General features: G+C 48.5%; 19 protein-coding genes. 6 read left to right on the forward strand and 13 right to left on the reverse strand.

Annotation, left to right across the window (positions count from 1 at the left end):
• Positions 1–190: 190 nt before the first annotated feature.
• Positions 191–346, reverse strand: a complete 156-nt coding sequence (locus tag P403_RS16590) for a hypothetical protein (RefSeq protein WP_160167774.1) — start codon at positions 344–346, stop codon at positions 191–193.
• Positions 347–716: 370 nt separating this feature from the next.
• On the opposite strand from P403_RS16590, the gene P403_RS0105695 reads away from it, so the two are divergent.
• Positions 717–2,588 (forward strand): bifunctional metallophosphatase/5'-nucleotidase, encoded by a 1,872-nt coding sequence (locus P403_RS0105695; RefSeq protein ID WP_029331643.1) that lies wholly within the window; start codon positions 717–719, stop codon positions 2,586–2,588.
• A gap of 46 nt (positions 2,589–2,634) precedes the next feature.
• On the opposite strand, the gene P403_RS0105700 is transcribed toward P403_RS0105695, so the two are convergent.
• Positions 2,635–4,056, reverse strand: coding sequence for an ankyrin repeat domain-containing protein (locus P403_RS0105700; protein ID WP_235195177.1), 1,422 nt, complete (start codon positions 4,054–4,056; stop codon positions 2,635–2,637).
• A gap of 384 nt (positions 4,057–4,440) precedes the next feature.
• Between P403_RS0105700 and P403_RS0105705 the strand changes: the two genes are divergently transcribed.
• On the forward strand, positions 4,441–4,635 hold the full coding sequence (locus P403_RS0105705) for a hypothetical protein (RefSeq protein ID WP_029331646.1): 195 nt from the start codon (positions 4,441–4,443) through the stop codon (positions 4,633–4,635).
• A gap of 59 nt (positions 4,636–4,694) precedes the next feature.
• Here the strand turns inward: P403_RS0105705 and P403_RS0105710 are convergent, their stop codons facing one another.
• The 3 genes from P403_RS0105710 to P403_RS0105720 all read right to left on the reverse strand — a co-directional run bounded on the left by P403_RS0105710 (position 4,695) and on the right by P403_RS0105720 (position 8,131).
• Positions 4,695–5,207: a VanZ family protein gene (locus P403_RS0105710; protein WP_029331648.1), complete on the reverse strand. Its 513-nt coding sequence runs from the start codon at positions 5,205–5,207 to the stop codon at positions 4,695–4,697.
• A gap of 112 nt (positions 5,208–5,319) precedes the next feature.
• Positions 5,320–6,339 carry a Delta(5) desaturase DesA gene (gene desA / locus P403_RS0105715; protein WP_029331651.1) on the reverse strand — a complete coding sequence of 340 codons (1,020 nt, stop codon included), beginning with the start codon at positions 6,337–6,339 and terminating at the stop codon, positions 5,320–5,322.
• Between the two features lie 262 nt (positions 6,340–6,601).
• The gene (locus tag P403_RS0105720) at positions 6,602–8,131 is read right to left on the reverse strand and encodes an FAD-dependent oxidoreductase (RefSeq protein ID WP_029331652.1); all 1,530 of its coding nucleotides are present in this window, start codon (positions 8,129–8,131) and stop codon (positions 6,602–6,604) included.
• 511 nt (positions 8,132–8,642) lie between these two features.
• Between P403_RS0105720 and P403_RS16270 the strand changes: the two genes are divergently transcribed.
• Positions 8,643–9,554 carry an HNH endonuclease gene (locus tag P403_RS16270; protein ID WP_051667317.1) on the forward strand — a complete coding sequence of 304 codons (912 nt, stop codon included), beginning with the start codon at positions 8,643–8,645 and terminating at the stop codon, positions 9,552–9,554.
• A gap of 129 nt (positions 9,555–9,683) precedes the next feature.
• On the opposite strand, the gene P403_RS0105730 is transcribed toward P403_RS16270, so the two are convergent.
• Positions 9,684–10,406 (reverse strand): hypothetical protein, encoded by a 723-nt coding sequence (locus tag P403_RS0105730; protein ID WP_029331654.1) that lies wholly within the window; start codon positions 10,404–10,406, stop codon positions 9,684–9,686.
• A gap of 426 nt (positions 10,407–10,832) precedes the next feature.
• Positions 10,833–12,935, reverse strand: coding sequence for an Ig-like domain-containing protein (locus tag P403_RS0105735; RefSeq protein ID WP_029331655.1), 2,103 nt, complete (start codon positions 12,933–12,935; stop codon positions 10,833–10,835).
• Between the two features lie 473 nt (positions 12,936–13,408).
• Between P403_RS0105735 and P403_RS0105740 the strand changes: the two genes are divergently transcribed.
• Positions 13,409–13,843 carry a sigma factor gene (locus tag P403_RS0105740; RefSeq protein ID WP_029331656.1) on the forward strand — a complete coding sequence of 145 codons (435 nt, stop codon included), beginning with the start codon at positions 13,409–13,411 and terminating at the stop codon, positions 13,841–13,843.
• Positions 13,840–14,691: a tyrosine-type recombinase/integrase gene (locus P403_RS0105745; RefSeq protein ID WP_029331657.1), complete on the forward strand. Its 852-nt coding sequence runs from the start codon at positions 13,840–13,842 to the stop codon at positions 14,689–14,691. The genes P403_RS0105740 and P403_RS0105745 overlap by 4 nt, the downstream gene beginning before the upstream one ends.
• Here the strand turns inward: P403_RS0105745 and P403_RS0105750 are convergent.
• Positions 14,660–15,478: a tyrosine-type recombinase/integrase gene (locus tag P403_RS0105750; protein ID WP_029331659.1), complete on the reverse strand. Its 819-nt coding sequence runs from the start codon at positions 15,476–15,478 to the stop codon at positions 14,660–14,662. The two genes, P403_RS0105745 and P403_RS0105750, sit on opposite strands and share 32 nt — an antisense overlap.
• Before the next feature lie 138 nt (positions 15,479–15,616).
• Between P403_RS0105750 and galE the strand changes: the two genes are divergently transcribed.
• A complete protein-coding gene (gene galE, locus P403_RS0105755) occupies positions 15,617–16,639 on the forward strand; it encodes a UDP-glucose 4-epimerase GalE (RefSeq protein ID WP_029331660.1) in 1,023 nt (340 codons plus the stop codon).
• A 65-nt stretch (positions 16,640–16,704) separates the two neighbouring features.
• Here galE and pelG read toward each other — a convergent pair whose 3' ends face one another.
• Genes pelG through P403_RS0105780 form a run of 5 tightly spaced genes read right to left on the reverse strand, consistent with a single transcriptional unit; the run spans position 16,705 to position 23,527 of the window.
• Positions 16,705–18,165 (reverse strand): exopolysaccharide Pel transporter PelG, encoded by a 1,461-nt coding sequence (gene pelG, locus P403_RS0105760; RefSeq protein WP_029331661.1) that lies wholly within the window; start codon positions 18,163–18,165, stop codon positions 16,705–16,707.
• On the reverse strand, positions 18,146–19,564 hold the full coding sequence (gene pelF, locus P403_RS0105765; RefSeq protein ID WP_029331662.1) for a GT4 family glycosyltransferase PelF: 1,419 nt from the start codon (positions 19,562–19,564) through the stop codon (positions 18,146–18,148). The genes pelG and pelF overlap by 20 nt, the downstream gene beginning before the upstream one ends.
• Entirely contained in the window at positions 19,561–21,399 is a 1,839-nt protein-coding gene (locus P403_RS0105770; RefSeq protein ID WP_029331665.1) for a DUF2194 domain-containing protein, read from the reverse strand. Before P403_RS0105770 ends, pelF begins: the two co-directional genes overlap by 4 nt.
• Entirely contained in the window at positions 21,396–22,304 is a 909-nt protein-coding gene (locus P403_RS0105775) for a hypothetical protein (RefSeq protein ID WP_029331667.1), read from the reverse strand. The genes P403_RS0105770 and P403_RS0105775 overlap by 4 nt, the downstream gene beginning before the upstream one ends.
• The gene (locus P403_RS0105780; RefSeq protein ID WP_029331668.1) at positions 22,301–23,527 is read right to left on the reverse strand and encodes a hypothetical protein; all 1,227 of its coding nucleotides are present in this window, start codon (positions 23,525–23,527) and stop codon (positions 22,301–22,303) included. The genes P403_RS0105775 and P403_RS0105780 overlap by 4 nt, the downstream gene beginning before the upstream one ends.
• Between the last annotated feature and the right edge of the window lie 19 nt (positions 23,528–23,546).

Genomic DNA, 23,546 nt, shown 5'->3' on the forward strand with positions numbered 1-23,546 from the left:
TTTCGTTCACAGTTTATCATAACTGCCTAATCACACCATTCCTCCTTCGTATTTAATAAATCTCTTCATATTAAAAATAGGTGATATTTATTATACACTTTATCAATTCTAGCCATCGTTAAAAATCATGTCAATCTATTGAATAAATCGACACTAAACTGTAGCTTTCAAAACAACAAAAAAACTGCCTTCATCGATGTCCTGAGACAAGTAACGGAGACAGCTCAAAATTAATTATATTCATACTACCAATCGTCGTCGGAGGTGAAGATAATCCCCATCCGAGTAAGACAATCATCAAACAGAGGATCAAGACGACTAAACTCCCTCGAATTGCTTCATTCATTTTTAGTTGATCATCCTTTCATACGTCAGTCCATTACTTTATATTATACAAAAGAGGATAACTAAAAACTACAAGAAAATTATCAAAAAATGGGAATTCACCATAAACTTCTCATAGTTTTTTATTCCCTTTTGAACTAATCCGACATACAATGAGAGCGTTACCTTTTATTTTTTCACTTTTTTAGTATCTGCAGTCTAACAAGCAAACCTCTCAAATTGGTTGTCCCGTCGTCTGACCTAAGAATTTATGTTTTTTACTAAACATTATCCGCACAGTGCTTTCCAAAACACTTATAGTAGAAGAAGAGGTCAACGATCGCATTTTGACCTTGCATTCATATACCCACTTTGAAGGAGGATTTCTACGTATGTACAAATCAAAACCGCTTTACGCGGCAGCTGTCGCTGTCGCCTTGACGACATCGGCAATTGTGCCGGTTGCGCAAACTAATGTTTCTGCTGCAACACCTGTCAAAGTCAAAACGGTCAAACTAAAGACACTCGTCTTCAAAAATGGAGAAGTTGTCAAATTACCAGCTACATATCTTGGTGATAAAATCACGTGGGAATCGTACGACACAAAAAAAATCAACCGTCTCCAAACAGTTAAAGGTGTCTATGGTAAAAAACAAGCTCCAATTGAAGTCAAATTAATTATTGTTCATAATTCTAAAAAAGAAGATTTCTCAATCGGTTTACTCCACACGAACGACACACACGCGAACCTTGACAAAGCAGCAAAACGTGCGACTGTCATCAAAAATCTTCGTGCAAGCTATGAAACAGCTGGTCAACCATCCCTCTTACTTGATGCAGGGGATGTCTTCTCAGGCTCACTCTATTTCAATAAATTCCGTGGTCAGGCTGACCTCGAGTTGATGAACTACATGAACTACGATTTGATGACGTTCGGTAACCATGAGTTCGATCTCGGTGACCAAGACAACCATCAATCTCTAAAAGACTTTATTACGAATGCACAATTCCCATTCATTTCGGCGAATGTCGACTTCAGTAAAAATGAACTTCTTGCGGGTCTTCAATCGAACAAAACTACATTTAAACCTTATGATGGGCGAATTTACCAAAGTGTAATTAAAGAATACAAAGGACAAAAAATCGGCTTCTTTGGGTTAACGACAGAAGAGACAGCGGAAATTTCAAGTCCGGGTACGGTCGCTTTCGCGAACTACATTGAGAGCGCAAAAATAGCCGTCAAGAAACTCGAAGACCGTGGCGTCAATAAAATCGTCGCGTTGACACACATCGGTTTCGATGACAATGCTGCAGTCGATAATGATCAATTGCTCGCGCGTAACGTTGACGGCATCGACGTCATCGTCGGAGGACACTCGCACTCGAAACTTGAAGCGCCAGTCGTCGTCGACGGAAAAGACGTTCCAGGTAAAACAGAACCGACAATCATCGCACAAGCGTATCAATACGGTGATTTCCTCGGAAATCTCGATTTGACGTTCGACTACAAAGGGAAATTAACAGAGTACAGCGGTTCGCTGATCGACGTCTCTAAAGCAGCAGAAGACGCGAAAGCTGCCGAAATCCTCAAACCATATGCGGATCAAATCGCTGAACTGAAAAACGAAGAAGTCGGGGCGAACATCGTCAACGAACTCGTCAACCCGCGTGGCGAAGTCAGTGTGCGTAACAGCGAGACGGCACTCGGTAATTTGATCACAGACGGCATGCTCAAAAAAGCTAAAGAATACAACAAAGATGCTGTCATCGCGATGCAAAACGGTGGTGGTATCCGGGCAGCAATCAATGCCGGACCACTCACAGTCGGTGAAGTCTTAACGACGCTCCCGTTCGGTAACACACTCGCGACTGCCAAAATGACAGGCGCAGAAATCAAGGACCTCCTTGAAATCAGCGTCGGCGTCGCTCCAATCGAAAACGGTGGATTCCTCCATGTATCCGGTATGAAGTTCGAGTACAACAGCAAAAATGTTAAGGGCGAACGTGTCACGAAGATGGAAGTCGATAACAACGGGACACTTGAAGCAATCGACCCTGCGAAGACGTATGTCATCGCGACGAACGCTTTCACTGCAAAAGGCGGCGACGGTCTCACACCATTCGCAACTGCTTATGCAGAAGGACGTGTCACGGATCTCGGTCTCTCCGACTGGGAGAACCTCCGCGACTTCACAGCATCGCTTAAAGAAGTCAATTACAAAATTGAAGGACGCATCGTCGATACAGCAACGATGCCAAACTAAGACATGACGAAAAGACGCTTTCCCTTCAACGGGAGAGCGTCTTTTTTCATAACGTTTGCGGTACATTTTGTTTCAGTAAAAGAATGATGTCGTCGAGTTCATATTCTTCCGCAAGCATTAACGGTGTATAGCCTTCATCATTTTTAATCGTCGGGTCGGCCCCTTTCTCAAGCAACAGCTTGACGGTCTGCTTGCCTTCACCTTCGACGGCATGGTGAAGTGGGGTATAGCCGTCATCGTCTTGCTGATCCATTTTCTCACCTTGCTTCAAGTATAAGGCGACCAGTTCCTTGTTATTGCTGTAGACGGCTGTGATGAACGGTCGCTCCCCGAAGTCGTTGATCGCATCGACGTCGCTGCCTGCTTCAATCAAGGCGTCAAATACACCTTCAAGCCCCTTACTCGACTTTCGGTATCCGAGATAATGCAGGGCCGTATCACCGTCCGCATCGACGGCCTGCATATCACTCGTCGGTAACAGCTGTTCGATTTCCTCGAGCGTCCCCTTTTGGATTGCCGCCATCAGTTCCGTTTCACCTAAGTCCTGCTCAATTCCAGCTTCTTGTTCGACGAATGTCGTCAAGTCAGCGAACAGTTGCGGGACGTGTCGACCGACGACAGCAAGCCCGAAGAGCGCGACCAGCGTTCCGCTCATGACGAGCCCTCGGACGACCCAACGCATCGTCTGCCGACGTGCAGCATCGATTCCGGTCGCTTGCAGACGCCGTAAGACGTCCGGTTGCTTCCGAAACAGTTGCACGATCTCTGTCGCGAGTGATGCGCCTGCTTGTTTTTCTGTTATGTAGGCGTTCATATCAAGATTTTCCACAATCGCCCGACCGACCGTCAAACTGAGGATGCCACGTACGGCAACGTCACGCGGGACCCGCCGAAGCGCCATCCGGTCAACCGTTTCCTCACAGGCACGTACATAGGCCGCGCGTAAAAACGGCACCCAGCTTCCGAGCAGGAGGACAAGACGTTTTTCATGATGATTCCGTTTGACGTGCGCGAGTTCTCGGATGATCAAAAATTCATCGGTATCGTCAAGCGAATGGTACGATGCCGGAAGCAACAGCGTATACTTTTGCAAAAAATAGACAACTCGTGGTGTCGTCAGCTGTGGATGGTCAATCAAATAGGTCTCCGGCATCCGCCAAAGTCCAAGTTCTTTCGCTTGATGCGCGACTCGGGATTGAAGATCGTAAAACAAGACGTCACTTACACGAATTTGTTCACTCCGTAACGTCGTCAGCTGGATCCACTTTCTCATCACAACCAGTCCAAGTACTAAAACCACTCCACTTACTATCATCAGTCCAACCATCGGAAATTCGATGACGAGAACGAGTATGCCGCATGCTGTCACGATTGACGTCAGGAGCAGCAACCAAAAATACACATGCTCGCGTCTTACAACCGGTTCCTTTTGACGGATTGATTGATTCGTTTCATTGATGTCGTGCATGGTCAATCTTCGACCCCTTTCTTCACGAATGGCCTCTTCACCATTCTTCCCTATCATACCGATAATCCCAAACAGATTCCAAGTTAATTATTGTTAATCTTCAAATAAACTATCTAAATATATCTTCCACGTAGATTATAAAACTTTCCGAATGGGTCAAATGATTCAGCAATTCATTTCAAAAAAATATTCAAAAATAATAATTTTCAGAACAATCTTGTATTTCACCACGCTTTATCGTCATTCTAATCAAAAAAACCAATAAATTATTCGATTCATATACTATTTATTATAGAGAGAGACGAAAGCCACTATTTTAGATTTCCACTCCTTTTTAAATACCATATAATAACCATCGAAATGAATAATATGGTATTTAATTCCATGGGATTACTGAATCTGTTCAACAAAGAATATACCATCCAATACCATGTCATCGAACACGAAGAAATCGTCGAGACCGATCGCCTGATCATCCGGGCGAGTGACCACACGGCCGCCCGCAAAAAAGCGGACAACATGCTTCGTAAAGAGTACGGCCGGACACAATACAAAATCGAGTGGGTTCAACGCTTTTAACTGAACCAAAACATCCCCCGTCTTTTCAACTACTGTTGAGAGAACGGGGGATGTTTTGGTTAGCTCGTTCGTTGATAGTCCGTTTTGACGATCCGGTCCGCCTTCAGGAAAAGTCGGAGTCCCGTGTAAAGCAAAATCCCGACGAATGCCCCGCTCCCGTCAATCAAGACGTCACCGACGAGTGGCGTCCGTCCACCGGTCAAGAGTTGATGGAACTCATCGAGCACGCCGACGGTCATTGCTGTCGTAAAAGCAAAAAAGGCAGCGGGGACCGGGCGATAACGTCGCATCCGCAACAAGTGGACTAGACTGACACCGAGGACAAAAAACAGACCCGCATGCATCCCTTTACGGATGAAGAACTCGACGAATGCCGCCGGTCCGAGGGCTGCGACACTGATTGGGACTTCATAATGAAACGAGACGAACGAAAACGCAGCGACCCAGCCGAGCGGGACATGGTTCGTCAAAAATGGAATCAAGGATTGTTGTTCATACGTCATCGAGCTAAACCCAAACAACGCTAACAGGATGGCGCCTCCTGTGATATAGGCAATCGGTATCCGGCGCATGTAGCATCCCTCCTTCTACTATCGGAATAGCTTACCATGAAAAGCGATGCGCTACCTACGCCTAAAGGCGGAGACAAAAAAGCGCCCACCCGTTTCCAAGTGAGCGTCTTGCTTAAGATACAGATGTTTTCGGTTCACGCAACAGATGTTTGACTTCGCGGAACGTCACGAACGTTTTATTTTTAGCATCATATAGTTTATAACGAAGCGACTTCAGACTCGAGAATAAGCCGATCGTCGTTGCTTTTTGAAGGGGTGGTGTCGCCGTATGGGCTTTTTCTAGATGATAGTTCGGAACACGGGGACTTAAGTGATGGACGTGATGGAAGCCGATGTTTCCTGTCACCCACTGTAAGACTTTCGGCAACTCGTAGTACGAGCTTCCTTCGATCGCCGCTTTGACGTAGTCCCATTCGCTTTCATCCTCGAAATACGAATCTTCGAACGTATGCTGGACGTAGAATAACCAAATCCCGAGCACGCCCGCTGTGAACATCGTTGTTCCTTGAATGATCAAGAAGGCCTGCCAGCCGACGATATAAATCATGACGGCATACAACACAACGAGTGACGCATTGATGACGTGTGTGTTGATGCGTTCTTTTTTTCGTGCGTCCTTACGATTGAAGCGGCTGACGACGAGAATCAACAGCAATGGTCCGAGACCGAACATGACGAGCGGGTTCCGGTAGAGACGATACTTCAACCGTGTCCATTTCGATGCTTCGACATACTCTTCGATCGTCATGACCCAAATGTCACCGACGCCACGTTTGTCGAGATTTCCACTCGACGCATGGTGGATCGAATGCTCGCGTTTCCATTTTTCGTATGGGAACAACGTCAAGATTCCTGTAATCGTCCCGACGATCGCATTTGCTTTCTTGTTTTTGAAGAATGACCCGTGCGTACAGTCATGGAAGATGATGAATGTCCGGACGACGAACCCGGCTGCGATGATCGCAAGCGGAACCGCAAGCCAGACTGAGATTTTGAGTGCTTGGTAGGCGAGAAACCAAGCGACGAGCAACGGCAGGATCGTGTTGATCATCTGCCTGACACTCGCTTTAATGTCTGCCTTTTCAAACGGCGAGACATGTTTACGAAGCTGGGCGATTTTTTCTTTACTCATGTGTTGCTTCCTCCTCGAATTCGGTTACAGCGTTCACGACGCTAATGAGATGATGTGCTTGAATGAAACCAGGAAACGGCGTTCGTGACGGTGAATTCGTAACATCCACATGATACTCGACCCGACCGATATAGTTATACGCTTAAATATTTTTTATACCAGGTAATTATAGCACATGTTATAAAAAATAAAGCAGGAATTCTCGAATTGATAACGATACCAGCCAAAAGCCCACGACGCATCGTGAGCCTTTTGGCTGTCGTTACATTCTTTTCAGTGGCTTAACGGCTGGCCCTTCGAGCACATTTCCTTCGTAATCGAACCGTGAGCCATGACACGGACAATCCCATGACCGTTCCCCGTCATTCCATTTGACGTCGCAGCCGAGGTGCGTACAGGTCGTCTTGACGAGATGCAGTTCGCCTGACGCGTCCCGGTACCCGCCGACCGTTTTCCCGTCATGGCGGACGAGTCCACCTTCGTCGCGTGCTAACGCCTCCGCCTCTTTCTCGCCACGTGCGACTTTCCCTTTGACGAGTTCAAGCGCGACATCGGCATTGTTTTTGACGAACTGTTTCGCGTCCTGCTTGCTCAACTTCGACCGGTTCGGATCGAACAAGGACCGGTAGCGGTTTGATTTCCCGGTCAATAGATCGGCTAAGAGACGACCTGCCGCGATCCCGTTCGTCATCCCCCACTTGGCGAATCCTGTTGCGACGAACAGATTCGAATCGTCACTCGTCATTTGACCGACATAGGGGACTTTATCGAGCGAAATCAAATCTTGCGCCGACCAAAACTGTTCGATTGCTTCGACCCCGAACTCGGTTTCCGCGAACTGCGCCAACGTTTGGTAATTGGCTCTCGTATGCGTCTCGTGTCCCGACAAATGGTTTTCCCCACCGAAGAAACCGAGCGTTCGTCCATCGGCCGTCTTTGCATGCCGGAGGGAGCGACTCGGTTGATCGGCACTCATGAACATGCCGTCCGGGAACGTTGCATCGACGAAGCCGGAGACGATGTACGACCGGTGAACTTCGAGTTTTGAAAAATAGAGCCCTTTTAAATCATTGAACGGGAAATGCGAAGCGACGATGATTTTTTGCGCTTCGATTTTACGTCCGTTCTCAACGATGACGGTCGGCGTCCGTTTTGTCTCGACCGACATGGCCCGTGTCCGTTCGTATAGCTTACCACCGTTTGCGGTGAAGTAGCGGGCGAGTCCTTGTAAGTACTTGACGGGGTGGAACTGGGCTTGATGACGTAAGACGACTGCTTTTTCAACCGGATAGGGCAACTTCGCTTGCACTTCCACCGTCGCCTCTCCCCCGTCCATTCCGAGTCGGGCATAGGCTTCGATTTCTTTTTCGAGTTGACTGACCTTTTCTTTTGAGGACGCGACGTACAGGTACGCATCCTGCGTCTCAAGCTCGCAGTCGATGCCGAGTCGTTCGACCTGCTCACGTAAAAACCCAATCGCCTCTTCATTCGCTTGAAAATAGAGGCGCGCTTTCTCTTGACCGATCGTCTGAATCAATTGATCATAAATCAATCCGTGTTGCGATGAGACTTTTGCTGTCGTATATCCGGTCGTCCCGCTCGCGACTTGATCCGCTTCAAGCAGCGTCACGGCGTATCCGGAATCAATCAACTGGACCGCTGCGACGAGTCCTGCGATGCCGGCACCGATGATGACGATGTCTGTCGTACTGTCTGTTTCTAGTTTCGGATACGTTTCATGTTCAATCGAAGTGCGCCAGTATGATGTTGGAAATCCGTCAAGTCGCTTCATTTTTCCCGCCTCCGTAAGTGTTGGTTTCTTTTCATATAACTAACATTTACTTTTACCCTCCCCTCACAAAATCATTCACAATCTGTATTTTCCAAAGAAAATGAACTATTTAGAACAGTGCTATCTTCTTTCGCGTTATATACGATTATTTGTTTTCACTCGCCGATTTCATATTATATCTTCTTGATAAATAATTATTTTTAAAAACAAAATTTGTAATCTATTTTTAAATTTTGGTTAATGGAGCATATTTATATAGAAAAATAAGTAAATTACGATTATGATGATTAAAGTAAAAAAATATAAATATAGTTTTTAAGCATAAGGAAAGGCGAGACACGGATTGTCTATGAAAGTGCAGTCCCATTAGAAATCCGGCAAAAAGTCCGAACATATAAGACCGACGTCACGATGGAAGCATGTCAAATCGAGATGTTAAATCTTTAAGATCCAACCTATTTGAGACCTACTGGGTTCAAGTAGGTTTTCTAGTCCAAGGAGGAATTACTTTATGGCATTTATTAAACAAGCCTTTCGTATTACCGGTCAAATTACCGGAACGGTCATTGGAACTCCCGTCAAACTGATCGGCAAACAAATCGGGAGTGAATTCATCGAAGATATCGGAAAAACCGTTAAATCAGCTTCTGTTAACACAGGTACTCTTCTAGGCGGCGCTGCGGAAGGGACCTGGAATACCGTGTCTGGTTTAGCTAAAAAAGACGACGATCAACTCCAAGAGGGGCTAGGAGAACTAAAACGAACGGGATCACAAGGGGCTCGCGGCATCTCTCAAGCTGTCACTTCTACAGTACAAAATAGTCGTGATGTGATTGGCGGGATTCGTGACGAAGATAAGGAACGTATCGTCCGTGGTGCAAAGGGACTCGGTAAAACGGTTGCAGTAGCGACACTTACTGTCGGCGTACTGGATTTAGTCGACATCATCGATCCTCTGGACGCGGAAGCTGCGTCTCCCGACACGGTACCTGACGAAACAGCGCACTACATCGAAACACGCAATGATGAGTTACTCGACAGCTCACATCCTGTGACAGGCGTCGAGTTCCACGAACAGTCGATTGAATTACCTTCCGGCGAACATTTGATAGGTGTGTTCCCTTCATTCGATGCTGTCTCTGAAGTCCAATTGAACGAAGGCATGTACCTAGAGTCAGACTATGTTCAGTTTTCGTATGCAAATGCGGAGCTCGCACATCAAATTGATGCTCAAACAGGACTTGAAAATCAATTCACCGATGCCCAAATTGAACAAATCTACTTAAATCAGACACCGGACGGATATACATGGCATCACAGCGAAACGCCAGGCAGTCTACAACTTGTTGAAGAAGAAGCACATGCTCATACGGGTCATACAGGTGGTCGTGAACTGTGGGGCGGCGGAGAAACGTTCCGATAATATATTTTCATATCAACAAAGAACGGTCAGCGCCTATGATGTAATGGCTCAGACCGTTCTTTAGTTTTATCTTATGGACCTCAACGACCTTTTCTATCAAACGCAACTTGAAGGGGTGAACGAGTCGTCCTACTCACCCATCGGCATATACGTCACGGTACAAACCTTTCCGTCGTCTTCCGTGTCGACGAACAGATTAATCAGGATGGCGACGCGCTCATTCTCCATGAACGCGACCGGTTCACGGATATTTTTTCGGTAAAAACCAATCCCGTCCCCGTATTCATCAATCCGGTCGATGTTCATGATCGTTCCACCAACGATAACGGTATCGATTTTCCGATTGAACTTGAGCGTAGGGCATCCCGGCAGCAATTCATCATTGATCACGACCATCGGGATTGGCACGCGGCGTCCGTCCGTATCAAGCAGCCGTTCGAGCAGTGGTCGCTCGTAATCCGTCCATTCCTCGGCATGCTCACGGTCGACCGAAATCGTTTGGTCTCCTTTGGTGTACTGGACGACGACGTGGTCGAAAAACATGTAGCTATACTCAACCGAACGCGCATGGTGAACGAGCGCCGATTTTCCGACTGCCCCAATATGGATGCCATGTTCACTCAACCACTGAAGAAGAGATTCTTTTTCGTATGACATTTTGTCGAAGATCAGGCTCACCAATTGCAGTTCATCGTCTTGCAGGAAACATTGAATCGACACTTCTTCTACCGGGAACGTATGAAGCCGCTCCCCGACGTAGACTGTTTCGTAATCCGGTACGATACAAAATTCAAAGAAATGCTCTTCTTCCCGTAGTCGTTTTTCCAGTTGCCGCTTCTCGAATGCGTCCACCTTCACCACTCCCTCGTTTAAACGACGTCTGACTGTCTAATCCTTTTCCCTATTTCTCTTTTAAAGTCCTGTTTTCACAAGGGTTATTCTGTAAATTTCTCGATTGACTTTTGGGTGGTTCAACGAATTGTATTACGAAGTACAAAGCTTAGAAGCAAACACAAAAACATAATGACCTCGTGTAGAATAAACTCAACACTCACTTGAATTAATGATAGATCAAAAAAATGCCTCAATTAAAAACCTGTATACGCGATTTTCTCGAAAGGGTCTCGTATTTATAAGACAAGCCCTTATTTCACCTCTGAAATAAGGGGTTGTCTACAAAAGCTCAAAGGTCCCAATACAGTTGAACAAGGACCTGTTTTATTCGTATCACCAGTAAATCTATACATTATGGATTTTATATATACTATATTTATTTTTTTAAAAATGACGAAGCCCAAATGCTCTTACATATCCGTTGTAATCGTAGTCTGCCCAAAATGTCGTTTTACCCGTAGGCTTGTATTCGATTGTACCTGCCAGTTCATAACTCATTGTGACTTTCCGATTTATAGCGTACACCATATCGTACCATTCATTTTTTGAAGTCTTTCGATGTACTTTCGGTTTCCCAAGTGCATCAATGAATTCCGTCCACTTAATTTTTCGTTGGTCAAACGAAGGGATAGTCATGATATCGCCTACATGATTTGGATATTTTTCGTCATAACCAATCGTTCCGTATATAAAATCATCTTTAACTTTCCCGAATACACAGCATCCCGTACTGTCGATTCCATACACGGCATCCTTCCCATTAATTTTCATTCGGTCATATAACTTCGCTTCCGCCTTATACATCGTGCCTTTTTTCGCAGCAGTATAATGCTCTTTCAAATAGGTTGCATTGCTTTTTTTAAAGACACTAACCGTAATAGATTTTGTTTTACTTTTATTTTTTGCACGATCTACAGCATACAGTGATAATTTTGTTCCATTCGATTGGGCTTTAAAGATAAGTTTATACATACCTTTAGCATTTGCTGTTGTACTGGCAAGTTTTGTTTTGCCTTTATAGAGATACACGACTGCCCTAGGTTCCGTTTTCCCATTCAAGCTTGTCGTCTTCGTCGTTATAGCCCCTACTTTCGGAACAGGTGGAGCTGTTTTATCTGCTACTTTTAGTTGGACCGACTGACTCTTATTTTTAGCAGCATCTAGTGCATAAATAGTCAATGTGGTTCCCGCTTTTTGTGCTGCAAGTTTCACTGAAAATTTTCCTGCTTTGCTTGTTGCTTGGCCGATTTTCTTGTTTTTATTCATAATGATGACCGTACTCTTATTTTCCGCTGAACCAGTCAACGTTGTCATCGCATCGGAAAATGGGGCAACTTTTGGTACAGAAGGAGGTGTCGCATCCTTAACGACTGCTTGGTACGACTTACTTTTATTACCTGACGGATCTGTAATGATGATGGACAGAACTGTTCCTGCCTTTTGTTTCTCAATCGTGAAATAATAAGCATCTTGGTCCCGCGAAGCGCTCGTTTTAGTAAAAGCAATACGCTTGCCTTCTTTAAATACTTCAATCAATGAGTTTCCACCTTCAGCAATCACATAAAACATTCGTTGCTTGTCGTCAATCGGACTGATTGAACTGATAATAGGCGCCGTAACATCTTTCAGTGTAATGGTCACTTGATGTTGCGTCCCATTTTCATCCGTCGAAATAGCGGAGATTTTATTTCCTTCTGGTCGTTTAAATGGAATTTTAAACGTACCATCGCTTTTTACTTTCCCTTCACCTAAAAATCGATCTTCGTTCTCAAAATCAGAGATGGAGATAGTCGCTCCGACTTCTGATTGTCCTGTTAATATCAAAACATTATCCGGTATTTCGAGCGGAACAATAAACTTCGGTGGTGTATCGTCCCAGACCTGCACTTGATGCCGGTCGTGTATGTAACCATCGATTTCGGCAACAATCGTCAGCACAGTATTAACGGGTTGACGCTCAAACTCGATTTTGAATTTGCCGGTTTGACCGATAATTGTTTGACCAATCGACTCACCATGTTTATTCACTGTGATTTTCATACCCGGTACACCAAATCCAACCATCGTTTCTTCATTCTCTATTTTTTCATCAACAGAATACGTGTAATATTCTTCTTCGACCACCTCAGACTTATTGCCCGATTCATCCATTGCGAAGAAGCGAAGATTCACTCTACCGTTTAATCCGATAGGTTTGGAATAAATATTACTTTTTATCGTAGGTACGGTCCCATCCGTTGTGTAATAAACTTTAGCATTGTTCGTTGCTCTTAATTCGACTTCTTCCCCAGCGTATTCAATACCACTTCCACGTGATGCATAGACTTCTGGTAATATTTCCTCGTTTTCCAAGACTCTATTCTCTAGAAGAGATACTTGATTTGCCGAGGGTAAAATTACATCATTCATAGATGCACTTACTGAAGTAGATGAAACGACTAATCCATAAATCATCGGAAGGATTAATAATAAATAACGTTCTCGCATAGTGATTCCTCTTTTCTTTTTAGATAGATATAGACTTTCTGGGCTTGAACGATGAGTAAGACTTTTTAACTCATACATTCTAAATTTCCGAACCTATATTTAATTATAAATATTTTCCATTAATGTGATTTAATGATTTTGGTGCTTTTAGCAAATGGTTTTTTAAAAAACTAGTTACATTCCCCTTTCCATTCTTTGTTCATGTATAACAGCATGCATTATCCGTTTGTTTTTTTCCGAACACCCCCGAGGATAAGTAGAGTTATCCTGAGGTGACTCGCGACAAGACTAGGCTTTTCCTCGGTTAATCGTCGATATTTAGTTGGAAAACGAGACGAACGGCTTTTGAAAGCTCAGAAAACCGTTGGCATGATTCAAAAAAGACGGTTTGAAAAGAGAGGATAACTCTACTTATACTAAAACTACCGCGGAATACCCTTCGATATGCATATCCGAAAGACTGGATTCTCTCCATGAATGAAGCCTTACACCACTGGCTCCCTCTGATCAATTCACTCCTGCACCGCCTCTCGATCCATCCGAACGAACACGATGAATGCCGGCAAGCAGCATTGCTCCGTCTCTGGACATCCATCGAATCTGGTAAGGAATTATCCATCACGTTCGTCCGCATTCGAGCGCGCGGCGCGATGCTCGACTATCTCGCCAAACGGACTCGCACGCTGACGACCGAAGTCGCTGTCGAAACCTTGCCGGAACTGCCCCGTCAACAAACTGTTTCCTTCCCTTACTTGCTGAACGAACTCGAACACGCCCTCTCCCCGAAAGAATTCACCTTCCTTCAGGCAATGATCGCTGGTACAGAAGGAACACTCGGCTACTCCGACGCCCGTCTGCGCTCCCTCAAGTCAGACTTGAAGCGGAAAGTCGAAGGCATCCTCCTATGATGACGTTCTACCTCGACCGCTTACTCGCCTTGATTGAGGCTTCCCCCACCTACAGCCGTCTGACGAAAAAAGCCTATCGCTCGGACGTTCGCCACCTCTGTCGCCATGCGACGGCCCTCGATCTTCCATCACTCCGAAGATACATCACACTGCTCCACACGACCTATGCCCCGACAACCGTCGCCCGGCGGATCCATGCTTTAGCGACCTTGTTCGATGCCCTCGTCGCGGAGCGGTCACTTGCGAAAAATCCCCTCAAGCAGATTAAGAAACCGGCTCGTCCGAGTCCGAAACTGCGGACGGCCTTCAGCTATCCGGATGCCCGTCGTGTCATCGACACGTTGACCGATGAAGCGACGTATGCGTTTTACTTTTTACTACTCCATACGGGACTCCGGTTCAGTGAAGCCCACCAATTGACGTGTGCCGATCTCGATTTTACGGAGCGCCAACTGTTCGTCAGCCACGGTAAAGGCGACAAATCCCGTTTCGTCCCGTTGAACGACGAATTGACGGACGTCCTGTTGCGGTACATCGAGACGGAACGACCGGACGGGGAATATTTATTCCTGACCGATCAAGGGCGACGGTTACGTCCCGACACGACACGGAAACAATTGCGGCAGGCGAGCGAAGTCTTACTCGGCCGGATGTTACGTCCGCACGACCTCCGGGTGACGTTCGCGACGACCCTTTACCGGGAACACCAGACCGACTTACTGACGGTCATGCGGTTGCTTGGTCACAGTGACGCGAAGACGACGCAACAGTACATCTTGCCGTCGGCTGAAGTCGCCCGTTCGTCGATCAACCGTCTTACGCCGACAAGGCATCGACGACTCGTCTGAGTCTTGTCTCCTCACTCAAGATATAGCCTTCCGTCGTCTCCGACCGGGCATGTCCGAGCAGGCGTTGAATCTCGAGTAACTTACAGCCCGCCGTCTGGTACAGGTAGGTCGCGTAGCCGACACGTAAATCATGCGGACGGAGCATCCGTCCCGACTGGTCAAGTGATTGGTTGCGTAACGCGTCCCGCGCTCCTTGTTCATGGATCGCCTTGCCGCGGACAGAACGAAAGACATGCCCCGTCATACGTTCCCCGATGAACGTTTTTAACTTTGCGACTAAACGGTGCCCGAGCGGTACGGTCCGCAAGCGTCGTCCTTTTCCGTGCCGGACGAGTAACGTCGCTGTCGCAAACTGAATGTCCTCGATCGACAACAAACGGGCCTCCATGAAGCGGAGGCCCGTTTGGCTGATGAGTTCGAAAAAGAGACGGTACGTCGGATGCTTGATTTGCCGGATGACATCGATTGCTTCGAGTAACGGATAACCGTCCCGTTGCCGGACGTGTTGATGGACGATCGGTCGGACTTGTTTCATTGGATTGACCTTAAGTCGTTTCACCCGGACAAGTTCATTTCCGAGTGCCATCAACGCATGATACCGCCGCAGTGCCGTCGCCGGTTTATACTGTCCGAGGACGTGATCAAAATACGTTTGGAGGGACTTGACCGACCACTCGACACATGCCTTCTCCAACTGGCGTAAATCACTGCGATAAGCTTTAATCGTCAGCGCCGAATACGTCGCGTGTGTGCTAAGGTACTGCTCGAGATAGTCGAAGTGGGTCATGGTTGGTCCTCCTCATAATTAGTCTAGTAAAAGGATTCCCTTTCCAAGAGCTTTCAAGCATGGAACAGACAATCATTTCATGCTATGATTATCCCCATAAATGTAACAAAAATAAATGTAACAAAAAGGAGAATCTTTATGGAAATCTTAGTAACAGGAGGCGCCGGTTATATCGGTAGCCACACGTGTCTCGAACTGCTCCAAGCAGGATATGACGTCGTCGTCATCGACAACTTGAGCAACAGTCAAAAAATCGCCCTCGACCGAATCGAGCAGCTCGCCGGAAAACCGGTCACGTTTTATGAAAACGACGTGATGGACATGAACGCACTCGAACAGATTTTTACGGAGCATGACATCGAAGCCGTCATCCATTTCGCTGGTTTGAAAGCCGTCGGTGAGTCCGTCGCCTTACCGCTGTCCTACTATAAGAACAATCTCGTCAGTTCACTCGTCTTGTTCGAAGTCATGGCGCGACACAACGTCAAAAAACTCGTCTTCAGTTCATCTGCGACCGTCTATGGTGTGCCGGAAACGACACCAATCGACGAGTCGGCGCCACGCTCGACGACAAATCCGTACGGCGCGACGAAGCTGATGATTGAACAGATGCTTGAAGACGTCGCGGCGTCCGATCCAGACTGGGAGATTTCCTTGTTACGGTACTTCAATCCGATTGGTGCCAACATCAGTGGATTGATCGGGGAAGACCCGAACGGCATCCCGAACAACTTGATGCCGTACGTCACGCAAGTCGCAGCCGGACGTTTGGATGAACTCAGTGTCTACGGACAGGATTACGAGACGCCGGACGGGACAGGGATTCGGGATTATATCCACGTCGTCGATCTTGCAAAAGGACACCTCAAAGCACTCGAGTATAAGCACCAAGGCATTGAAGCCTTTAACCTCGGGACAGGGACCGGCTCAAGCGTCCTCGACTTAGTGACGACGTTCGAGTCAGCGACCGGCATCGACGTCAAACGCAAGTTCGTCGACCGTCGCCCGGGTGACGTCGCCGCCTGTTATGCGGATGCGTCAAAAGCCGAACGCCTCCTCGGCTGGACAGCTGAAAAAACGTTGTATGACATGTGCCAGGACGCTTGGCGCTGGCAGTCACAAAACCCGGAAGGCTATCCGCGTGAAATGAACCGCCGTTGATGACCGTCCACAAAAAAAGCCTGAACCGAAGTAGCATCTCGCTACTTCGGTTCAGGCTTTTTATATTAGGCCGAGCGCCGGTTCAACCGTTCCCCGAAGCGGGTGAAGCGGGTTGACCGCTGGCGCGGCTCATAGCGGCAAAACGTATGGTAATCGATCTCATTGACGTACTGAATCAAGCGAATCAAGGCGTAGGCGAACGTCACCGTCGACCCTAACGCGAAGCTCAGACCGTATCCGTCATATCCGAACGGTGCTAACGCAACCGCGAAGACGCCGTTGATGGCGAAGAACAGCAGTGACGTGATGCACGCCCCGCGCTGATCTTCGAAATAGAGCAACAGTAGCGTCAGGACGAGGACCATCGCGTTCGAGAAGGCACCGATCGTCGTCATCTGGAAGATGCTGATCGTCTCCTTCGACAAGGCGAGACTACTGAGCAAGGTCGAGGCAAAAATCAGCATGAACAGCGTGAACAGTCCCTGGTTGCGGACGAGCCGCTGGAGCTCTTGCCGTAAAATCAGCAACATTGCCGCCTTCGCCTTGTTGATTTGCTGGAGCGTCCCGCCCTCATTGACGTAACCGTAAAAGACACGGTAGCGCTCATAAAAACGGGTCTCGACGGAGATGACGAAAATCGTCATCGTCGGGATGACCGTCAAGTACGACAGGAAGATCGCCGTATCGTAGACGGGGTGATACCGGAACGTCCCGAGATGGACGGCTCCGCCTTCCGAGAACCAAATCACCCAGTTGCTGACCCAGACGCCGATGTTGTAGAGGAAGCTCGTCCAAAACAAGGCCGGATGCCGGTCGAAGTAACTGAGGTAACTAAACGGATCTTTCGTCTCGCGGTTCGGGAATGTCAACAACATCGCTGTGAACAGACCGAACAACGTCACGAGCATCCCGAGCGTAAAGCCTGCCGTCAACGCCATGCTCGTCGCGAACGGTGCCGTCAAGTACGGCATCAGGAAGCGGTCGATCAAGAGGACGGAGATGATCGATACTGCCGCTCCCCCTAAAAAGCTATAGGCGACGGCTTGATAAAACTTCGCCGCACTCAAGAATAAGAACTGCACCCAAATCAAGTTGATCGTCAAAAAGAGAATCAAAATCAACAAGTTCGACAGGAACGGCAACTCGGAGAACGTCAGGAAAATCACGTAGAAGACGGCGGCGATCGCAATCGTCATCTTCGTCATCCCGATGAACGTCGGGAAGATTTCCTTGTAGCGCTTCTCATAAAAACAATCGGCGAGATACCGCGTGACGACGAGCTGCTGAATCCCGAGGATGACTTGTGAAAAGATGAAGCAGTAAGAAATCGTCAAGTTGAACGTCGTCCGTTCCTCGAACGAAGCGATCGACAAGTACGTCGTCAACCACTGCGTCAAGGCGATCGTGACGATGACGATCAACCAGGGGCCGGACGTGACGAGCCCTGCGAAGGCATACGCCTTCAGACGTGCTGAAAAATAATCTTCCTGGAACAGCTTTTGGAGCTTAAACCCGATGCCCGCCATATGCCAGCCCCCTTTCTTCATAAAGTGCTACGTACTCGGCGATGAACTGATGTGTTTGATAGTATTTCAAAGCCCGTTTCTTGCCGTTCTCCCCGAGTTTTTTCGCATCCGCGCGATGCGTAGCGAACCAGGCACAGCGCTCGGCGATCCGTCCGGGATTGACCGGCGGGACGACGAACCCGGCTGGTCCGTAAGGGTCGTCTTCGCGTCCGTTAATCAATTCCGAGCAAGCCCCGACATCGGTCACGATCCACGGGACACCGGCTGCCATGCCTTCGAGTACGGCGAGCGGTTGTCCTTCCGAGATGCTCGTCAACAAGCAGACGTCAAACGTCGGCAAGTAGGCGGCGATGTCGACCTTGCCGGCGAGCGTCACGTACGGATCAAGTTCGAACTGTTCAATCAACTGTTGGCACTCGGTCGCATATTCCTCGTCCTCGTCGAGCGGTCCCATGATCGTCAGCTCGAACGCGACGTCCATCTCTTGCAGGACCTTCGCCGCATGAATCATCGTCTTGATGTCTTTGATCGGGACGACGCGGACGATGGCACCAATCTTCAGGATCGGTCCTTTTTCGACGACTGGTAAACTCGACAGGCGGACGGCATCGATACCGTTCGGGATGATCCGCAGCTTCGCCGGCGGTGCCCCGAGTTCCTGTTGCAGTTCACCGTTGCGGTCGAACAGCGTGATGACGTCATTTGCTTCCTGATAGGCTTCCGCCGACAAGTGGTGGAAGAAGCGAATCCAGTGCGCCCGGTATTCGACCGGGATCCACGTCGCTTGCAACAGCTCCTCTTCCCGCTCCCGCGAGTAGATGCCGTGTTCCGTCAAGATGTATGGCACGCCTTGGCGTTGTTTGATCGCACTCGCGACGAGTCCGGCGTACCCGGTCGACGCCGAGTGAATCAAGTCGACTTGCGGTAACTCCGCCTGCAATAACTCGAGGACCGGCGTATACATGCTCCGCCACATCCAGAGGTAGTCGATGAAGGAACCGGATTGTTTTTCCGTCTCGTAACTCGTCTTGACGAGCTCGAAGAAGAGACGGCTCGCGAAGAAGTGCTCCGACGTCCCGACTGCTTGTTCGAAGATCGGGAAGACCGGTGCTTCGACGTGTTGGAACGTCATCCATTGTTGAATCAACCGCCCTTGTTCTGCCGACAGGACGTGTTTCGGTTTCGGACGGTCGTATTTGAGATCGAGTGAGAGGTTCGTCACGCCCGTCACGTTGTCCGGTAAGTTGTATTTATAATCCGCTTCCGTCAGTTGCGTCGGTGTGATGGCGATGATTTCAAACTGATGCATCGGCATCTGCTGGATCACCATGTGGACCCAGCTCGCGACACCGCCGCTGACGTAGGGATAGCTCCCTTCGACGACTAGACCAATCTTCATTCTGTCCCCTCCTCAATCGGTAGCGTGACCGTTGCTTTCGTCAACGTGACTTGATACAACGTCTCGCCTGCAAGCGCGCGGACCGTTCCGAAATCGAACGTCCCCGTCTTGAGGTGGTGCCCTGGAGCGATACGGACGAGCATGACCGATGGATTCAACATGTTCGTTCCGTTGATTTCGATCGTCTTGTCCGTGTAGGTGACTTGGATGTCCGACCGCTGGTACTGGACGTATTTTTCATACGCTTCGTACTGGGTCAGGCTCTCGAGGTATGGATACATCGTCTTGACGTCACGGAACATCGCTTCGATCGTCTTCTCCATTTCTGCCCAGCCCTTTCCTTTCGACCGGTCTTCATCGAGCACGTCATCCGGGTGGATGAAGTGACTGAACATCCCGAAGTTCGCGACGGCGTCCGCCATGACGAACGTATCTTCTGCCGTCTCGTTATAGCCGCTTGAAATCCGTGGGAAGTTGTAGAGATTTTGATGGACCGGGTCCGGACCGAACTCTTGGATGTAGCTGCCCATCGAGGGATCTCCTGAGTAGAGTGAGGCGACGATCAACTTGTCTTTAAAGACATCATTGAGTGCCGTCAAACCCGTCTCGTTGATGATGTTCGATGGTGGAACATAACTTTGAATCGACTCGTTCGGGAAGTAATAATCGTGCGTCCCGACGACTTTCTTTAACGCACTTTCCATCTCGTCCTGACTCTTCCACGGGATATAACCGAGGTTCGGATCAAGCGTTTCGCTGGCGACGACGAGTGGTTGATGATTGAAGCCGTGCAGTCCGATTTCGCCGCCCATCTTCAGCAGACCCCGCCCATAGTTGAGCATCGGGGTGCGGATTTTTTCCGACAAGTCTTCTGTCGTTTCTTCCGTCGTATTCTTATAGCTGCCGATGATGAACCCAGTATAGGTGACATCTTGTTCGTCGGCGATTCGTTTCATGTCACGCCACCAGATTTCTTTGAAGAACTCCTTGATCGTCCGGTTATAAGTCTTCTCGATTGCGGCGTTCGTATTCCCGGGGACCGGTGACGGGAAGTCATCGAGATGCGTCACTTTGATCGCCGCCTGTTGACTGACGAACGACGGGAACATCAATGCTAAGGTCTGGAGCATCAGTCCGCGTGAGTTTTTCTCGGCAAGCGACGTCGTGTTCCAGAACAGGACTATTCCCTTGCCGTACGATGAAGTCCAAAGAATCGGTTCACCGGACGCCGTGATTTTGACGTCAGCCTTTGGTAGCAGCTCGACGTCGGCGATACTGTGGGCGAACAAGTTCGACGAGTCAGGCAGATCGACGAAACCGGGGAAGATTTCTTCTTTGAAGGTCAACCCGTTGATGCCGTCTTTGAAATCACCGAACTGTTTCACCCCGACGAGCTCCGCCCAGTCCTGATTGATGAAGCGTCCTGCAATGTAGAGCCGTCCGCCGTCTTTGACGAATTGACGAATCGTCTCGTACGGCCAGTCCTGCGAATGTTCGCCGGACAGGACGAGCACGGTTCGCTCAGACGGCTTCAGTTGTTCGATTTCTTTAATTGAGATTTTCGAGTACGGAACTTTCGCGTATTTCAAGGCGTACTTGAAGTTCGTCAAGACACTTTCTGAGAGCTCACCTTTATCTTGATGGATATAAACTTCTAACGGTTGTCCGTCCATCTGTCCCTCCTTGCCCGACATCGTCTGAAACGTCTTTTGTTGCGTCTCCTCGGTCGGAATCAAGCGATGCCCATAATCAAGACGTAACAACTGGACGACACCGATCGTGACGAGCAGAATCGCGAAGACGGCGACGACGTAGGTCGTGATCGATTTTTTCATAGTTCCACTCCTTCCAGCCGGTCCAAAATGTAGCGTTTGTCGTCCGGAATGTTGACCGGTGCGACGTGTCTTTTCAGTTGTGTCACGAGCGGGGCCAGCTTCGTCCAGTCCCCTCTTGTGAAGTGGTATTCGATTGCCAGCAGGTAGCCGTCCGCTTGCTCCGGGTAATGCATGATCAAGCGTTCGTAGTAGCCGAGTCCGTCCGCGACGTCGCCTTTTGCGAGTGCGAGCTTGCCGCACGCCTTCAAGCACGTCGCGTCCGTCGGATACTGAATCCGCATGTCTTGTAAATACGATCCGAACCGATCAAAGATCCGTTTTTGCATGCTCTCGTCGAGCAGCCCACTGTCGATGAAGGCTTCGAAGGCGTCAATCAATTGATAGTACGTCGTGACATGACCTGGATTAAGTTGTTCCTCGCGACTTTTAATCGTCGCTTCGTAGCGGTCATACAACGTATTGCGGACCGTCGCCGCGTAGTGGACCGTCTCCGAGTCGGCATGGTCGAGCCCGAACTGGAGATACTTCCCGGAGTCGGCAATCGATGTCGTCGTCAAGCGGACGATCGATTGTTTCCGCTCCTTCGCGTCCAGCTCCATCGCTTCGCCCATCGGCACTAAGTCGATGTTGTCGGCCGCCTGTTGTTGCAGCCCTTCGAGATTGACGACGTCGAACTCGATGTAGTCATCGTAGTCGAGCAACGTCTTGTCTGACGCGTAGCGTCTCGCGATCAGCCAACTGACGAGACCGAATAATTCACCGAGCAGCGGGACGAAATAACAAATCAGCGCGATCCATTTGACGAGACCGCGTTGTGCCGGATCCATCCGTAGCGTGATCAGTTTCGTGACGAGAAAGACGATGACGGCATGAATCAGGAAAAATAACAGGACGAAGAAGATCATCCAAGATTCCCTCCTTTTCGTGCGAACAGCTCTTCAATCCGTCGCTTAAATCCTTCAGCGTTCTCTTGCGGTGTTCCCGGTAAGAGGAAGTGGAGCACTTGACTTGCGTCGTCATAGCCGATGATGTCGATTTCCCGCATCGACTGGCGTAGGATTAATTCCATTTCAATCAACGACAGCCGGACCTGTTCGACCGGCAAGGCGACCGTGCTGTACGGCTGATCGTACTGTTCAGCCCGGTGTTGTTGGAGTGCAACCTTTTTATTGAATGGCTCGATTTGATAAATCTGTGTTCCTTCAATCAAATCACCACGCGACGCATTCCATTCCATCGTCAACGCTTTTTCGATTCGTGTCCCGGTCCAGTCGAGAATCAACTGCATGATGTTCATCTCGTAACTCGTCAGGCGGTTGAAGTCGATCGCCTGGATGACGACGACCTCTTGAATCTTCCCGTCGTAGCGGATCGGTGCGATCAGTAACGGGACGTCCGTCTCGTCCATCGTCCGGATCGAGATCGCGTTCGTCTTGAACATCCGTTGATAGATGCCGGTCGACGGATCGATGAATAACGTTTGCGGTAAGACATCTTTCTCACCGAACCGGACGTGGAGTCGTAACGTCCGTTTGGATGCATCGACGTGATAGATGGCAAGATTTTCTGCCTTGAACGAACGTTTCAAGACAGCGACGAGACGGTCACGGACGATGTCGGCCGCCGTTTGATCAAGCTCGAGTCCGACTTGGTAGATTTTCGTTAACGTATGATCCGAGTCGAGGACTTTCTTTTGCATCGTCGATTGTGAGATGCGGAGTTTTTCGACCGTCTCGAGCAAGTGGTTATTTTCTTCGACGGCTTCTTCGTGGCGGAGCCGTAAAGACAAGTACCGTTCCTGGAACGAAGTACTGAAAATCCCGCAGACCATCGCGACGAGGAAGTGGAAGATGATCCAGCTCAGTTCCGTCCGGTCGTAGAGGAATAAAAGAATGTCCGATCCTTCGACCGACAGGAAAAACAGGTGGTACAGCATCGTCATCGTGAAACTGACGAATGCCCCGAGCAGCCCGTAGCGGAGGGCGAACAATAAAATATAAAAGATTAATGGATCAATCGCCCAATTCGAGACCGAAAGGCTAAACATATAGTCAAAGAAACCGATAAGTAAAATACTAGCTAGCATTTCTATCCATTTGACTGTATTTCTATGCTGTGTGTAAATCATGGCACACTCTCCTTAAAAT

Source organism: Exiguobacterium oxidotolerans JCM 12280 (assembly GCF_000702625.1).
GTDB lineage: Bacteria > Bacillota > Bacilli > Exiguobacteriales > Exiguobacteriaceae > Exiguobacterium_A > Exiguobacterium_A oxidotolerans.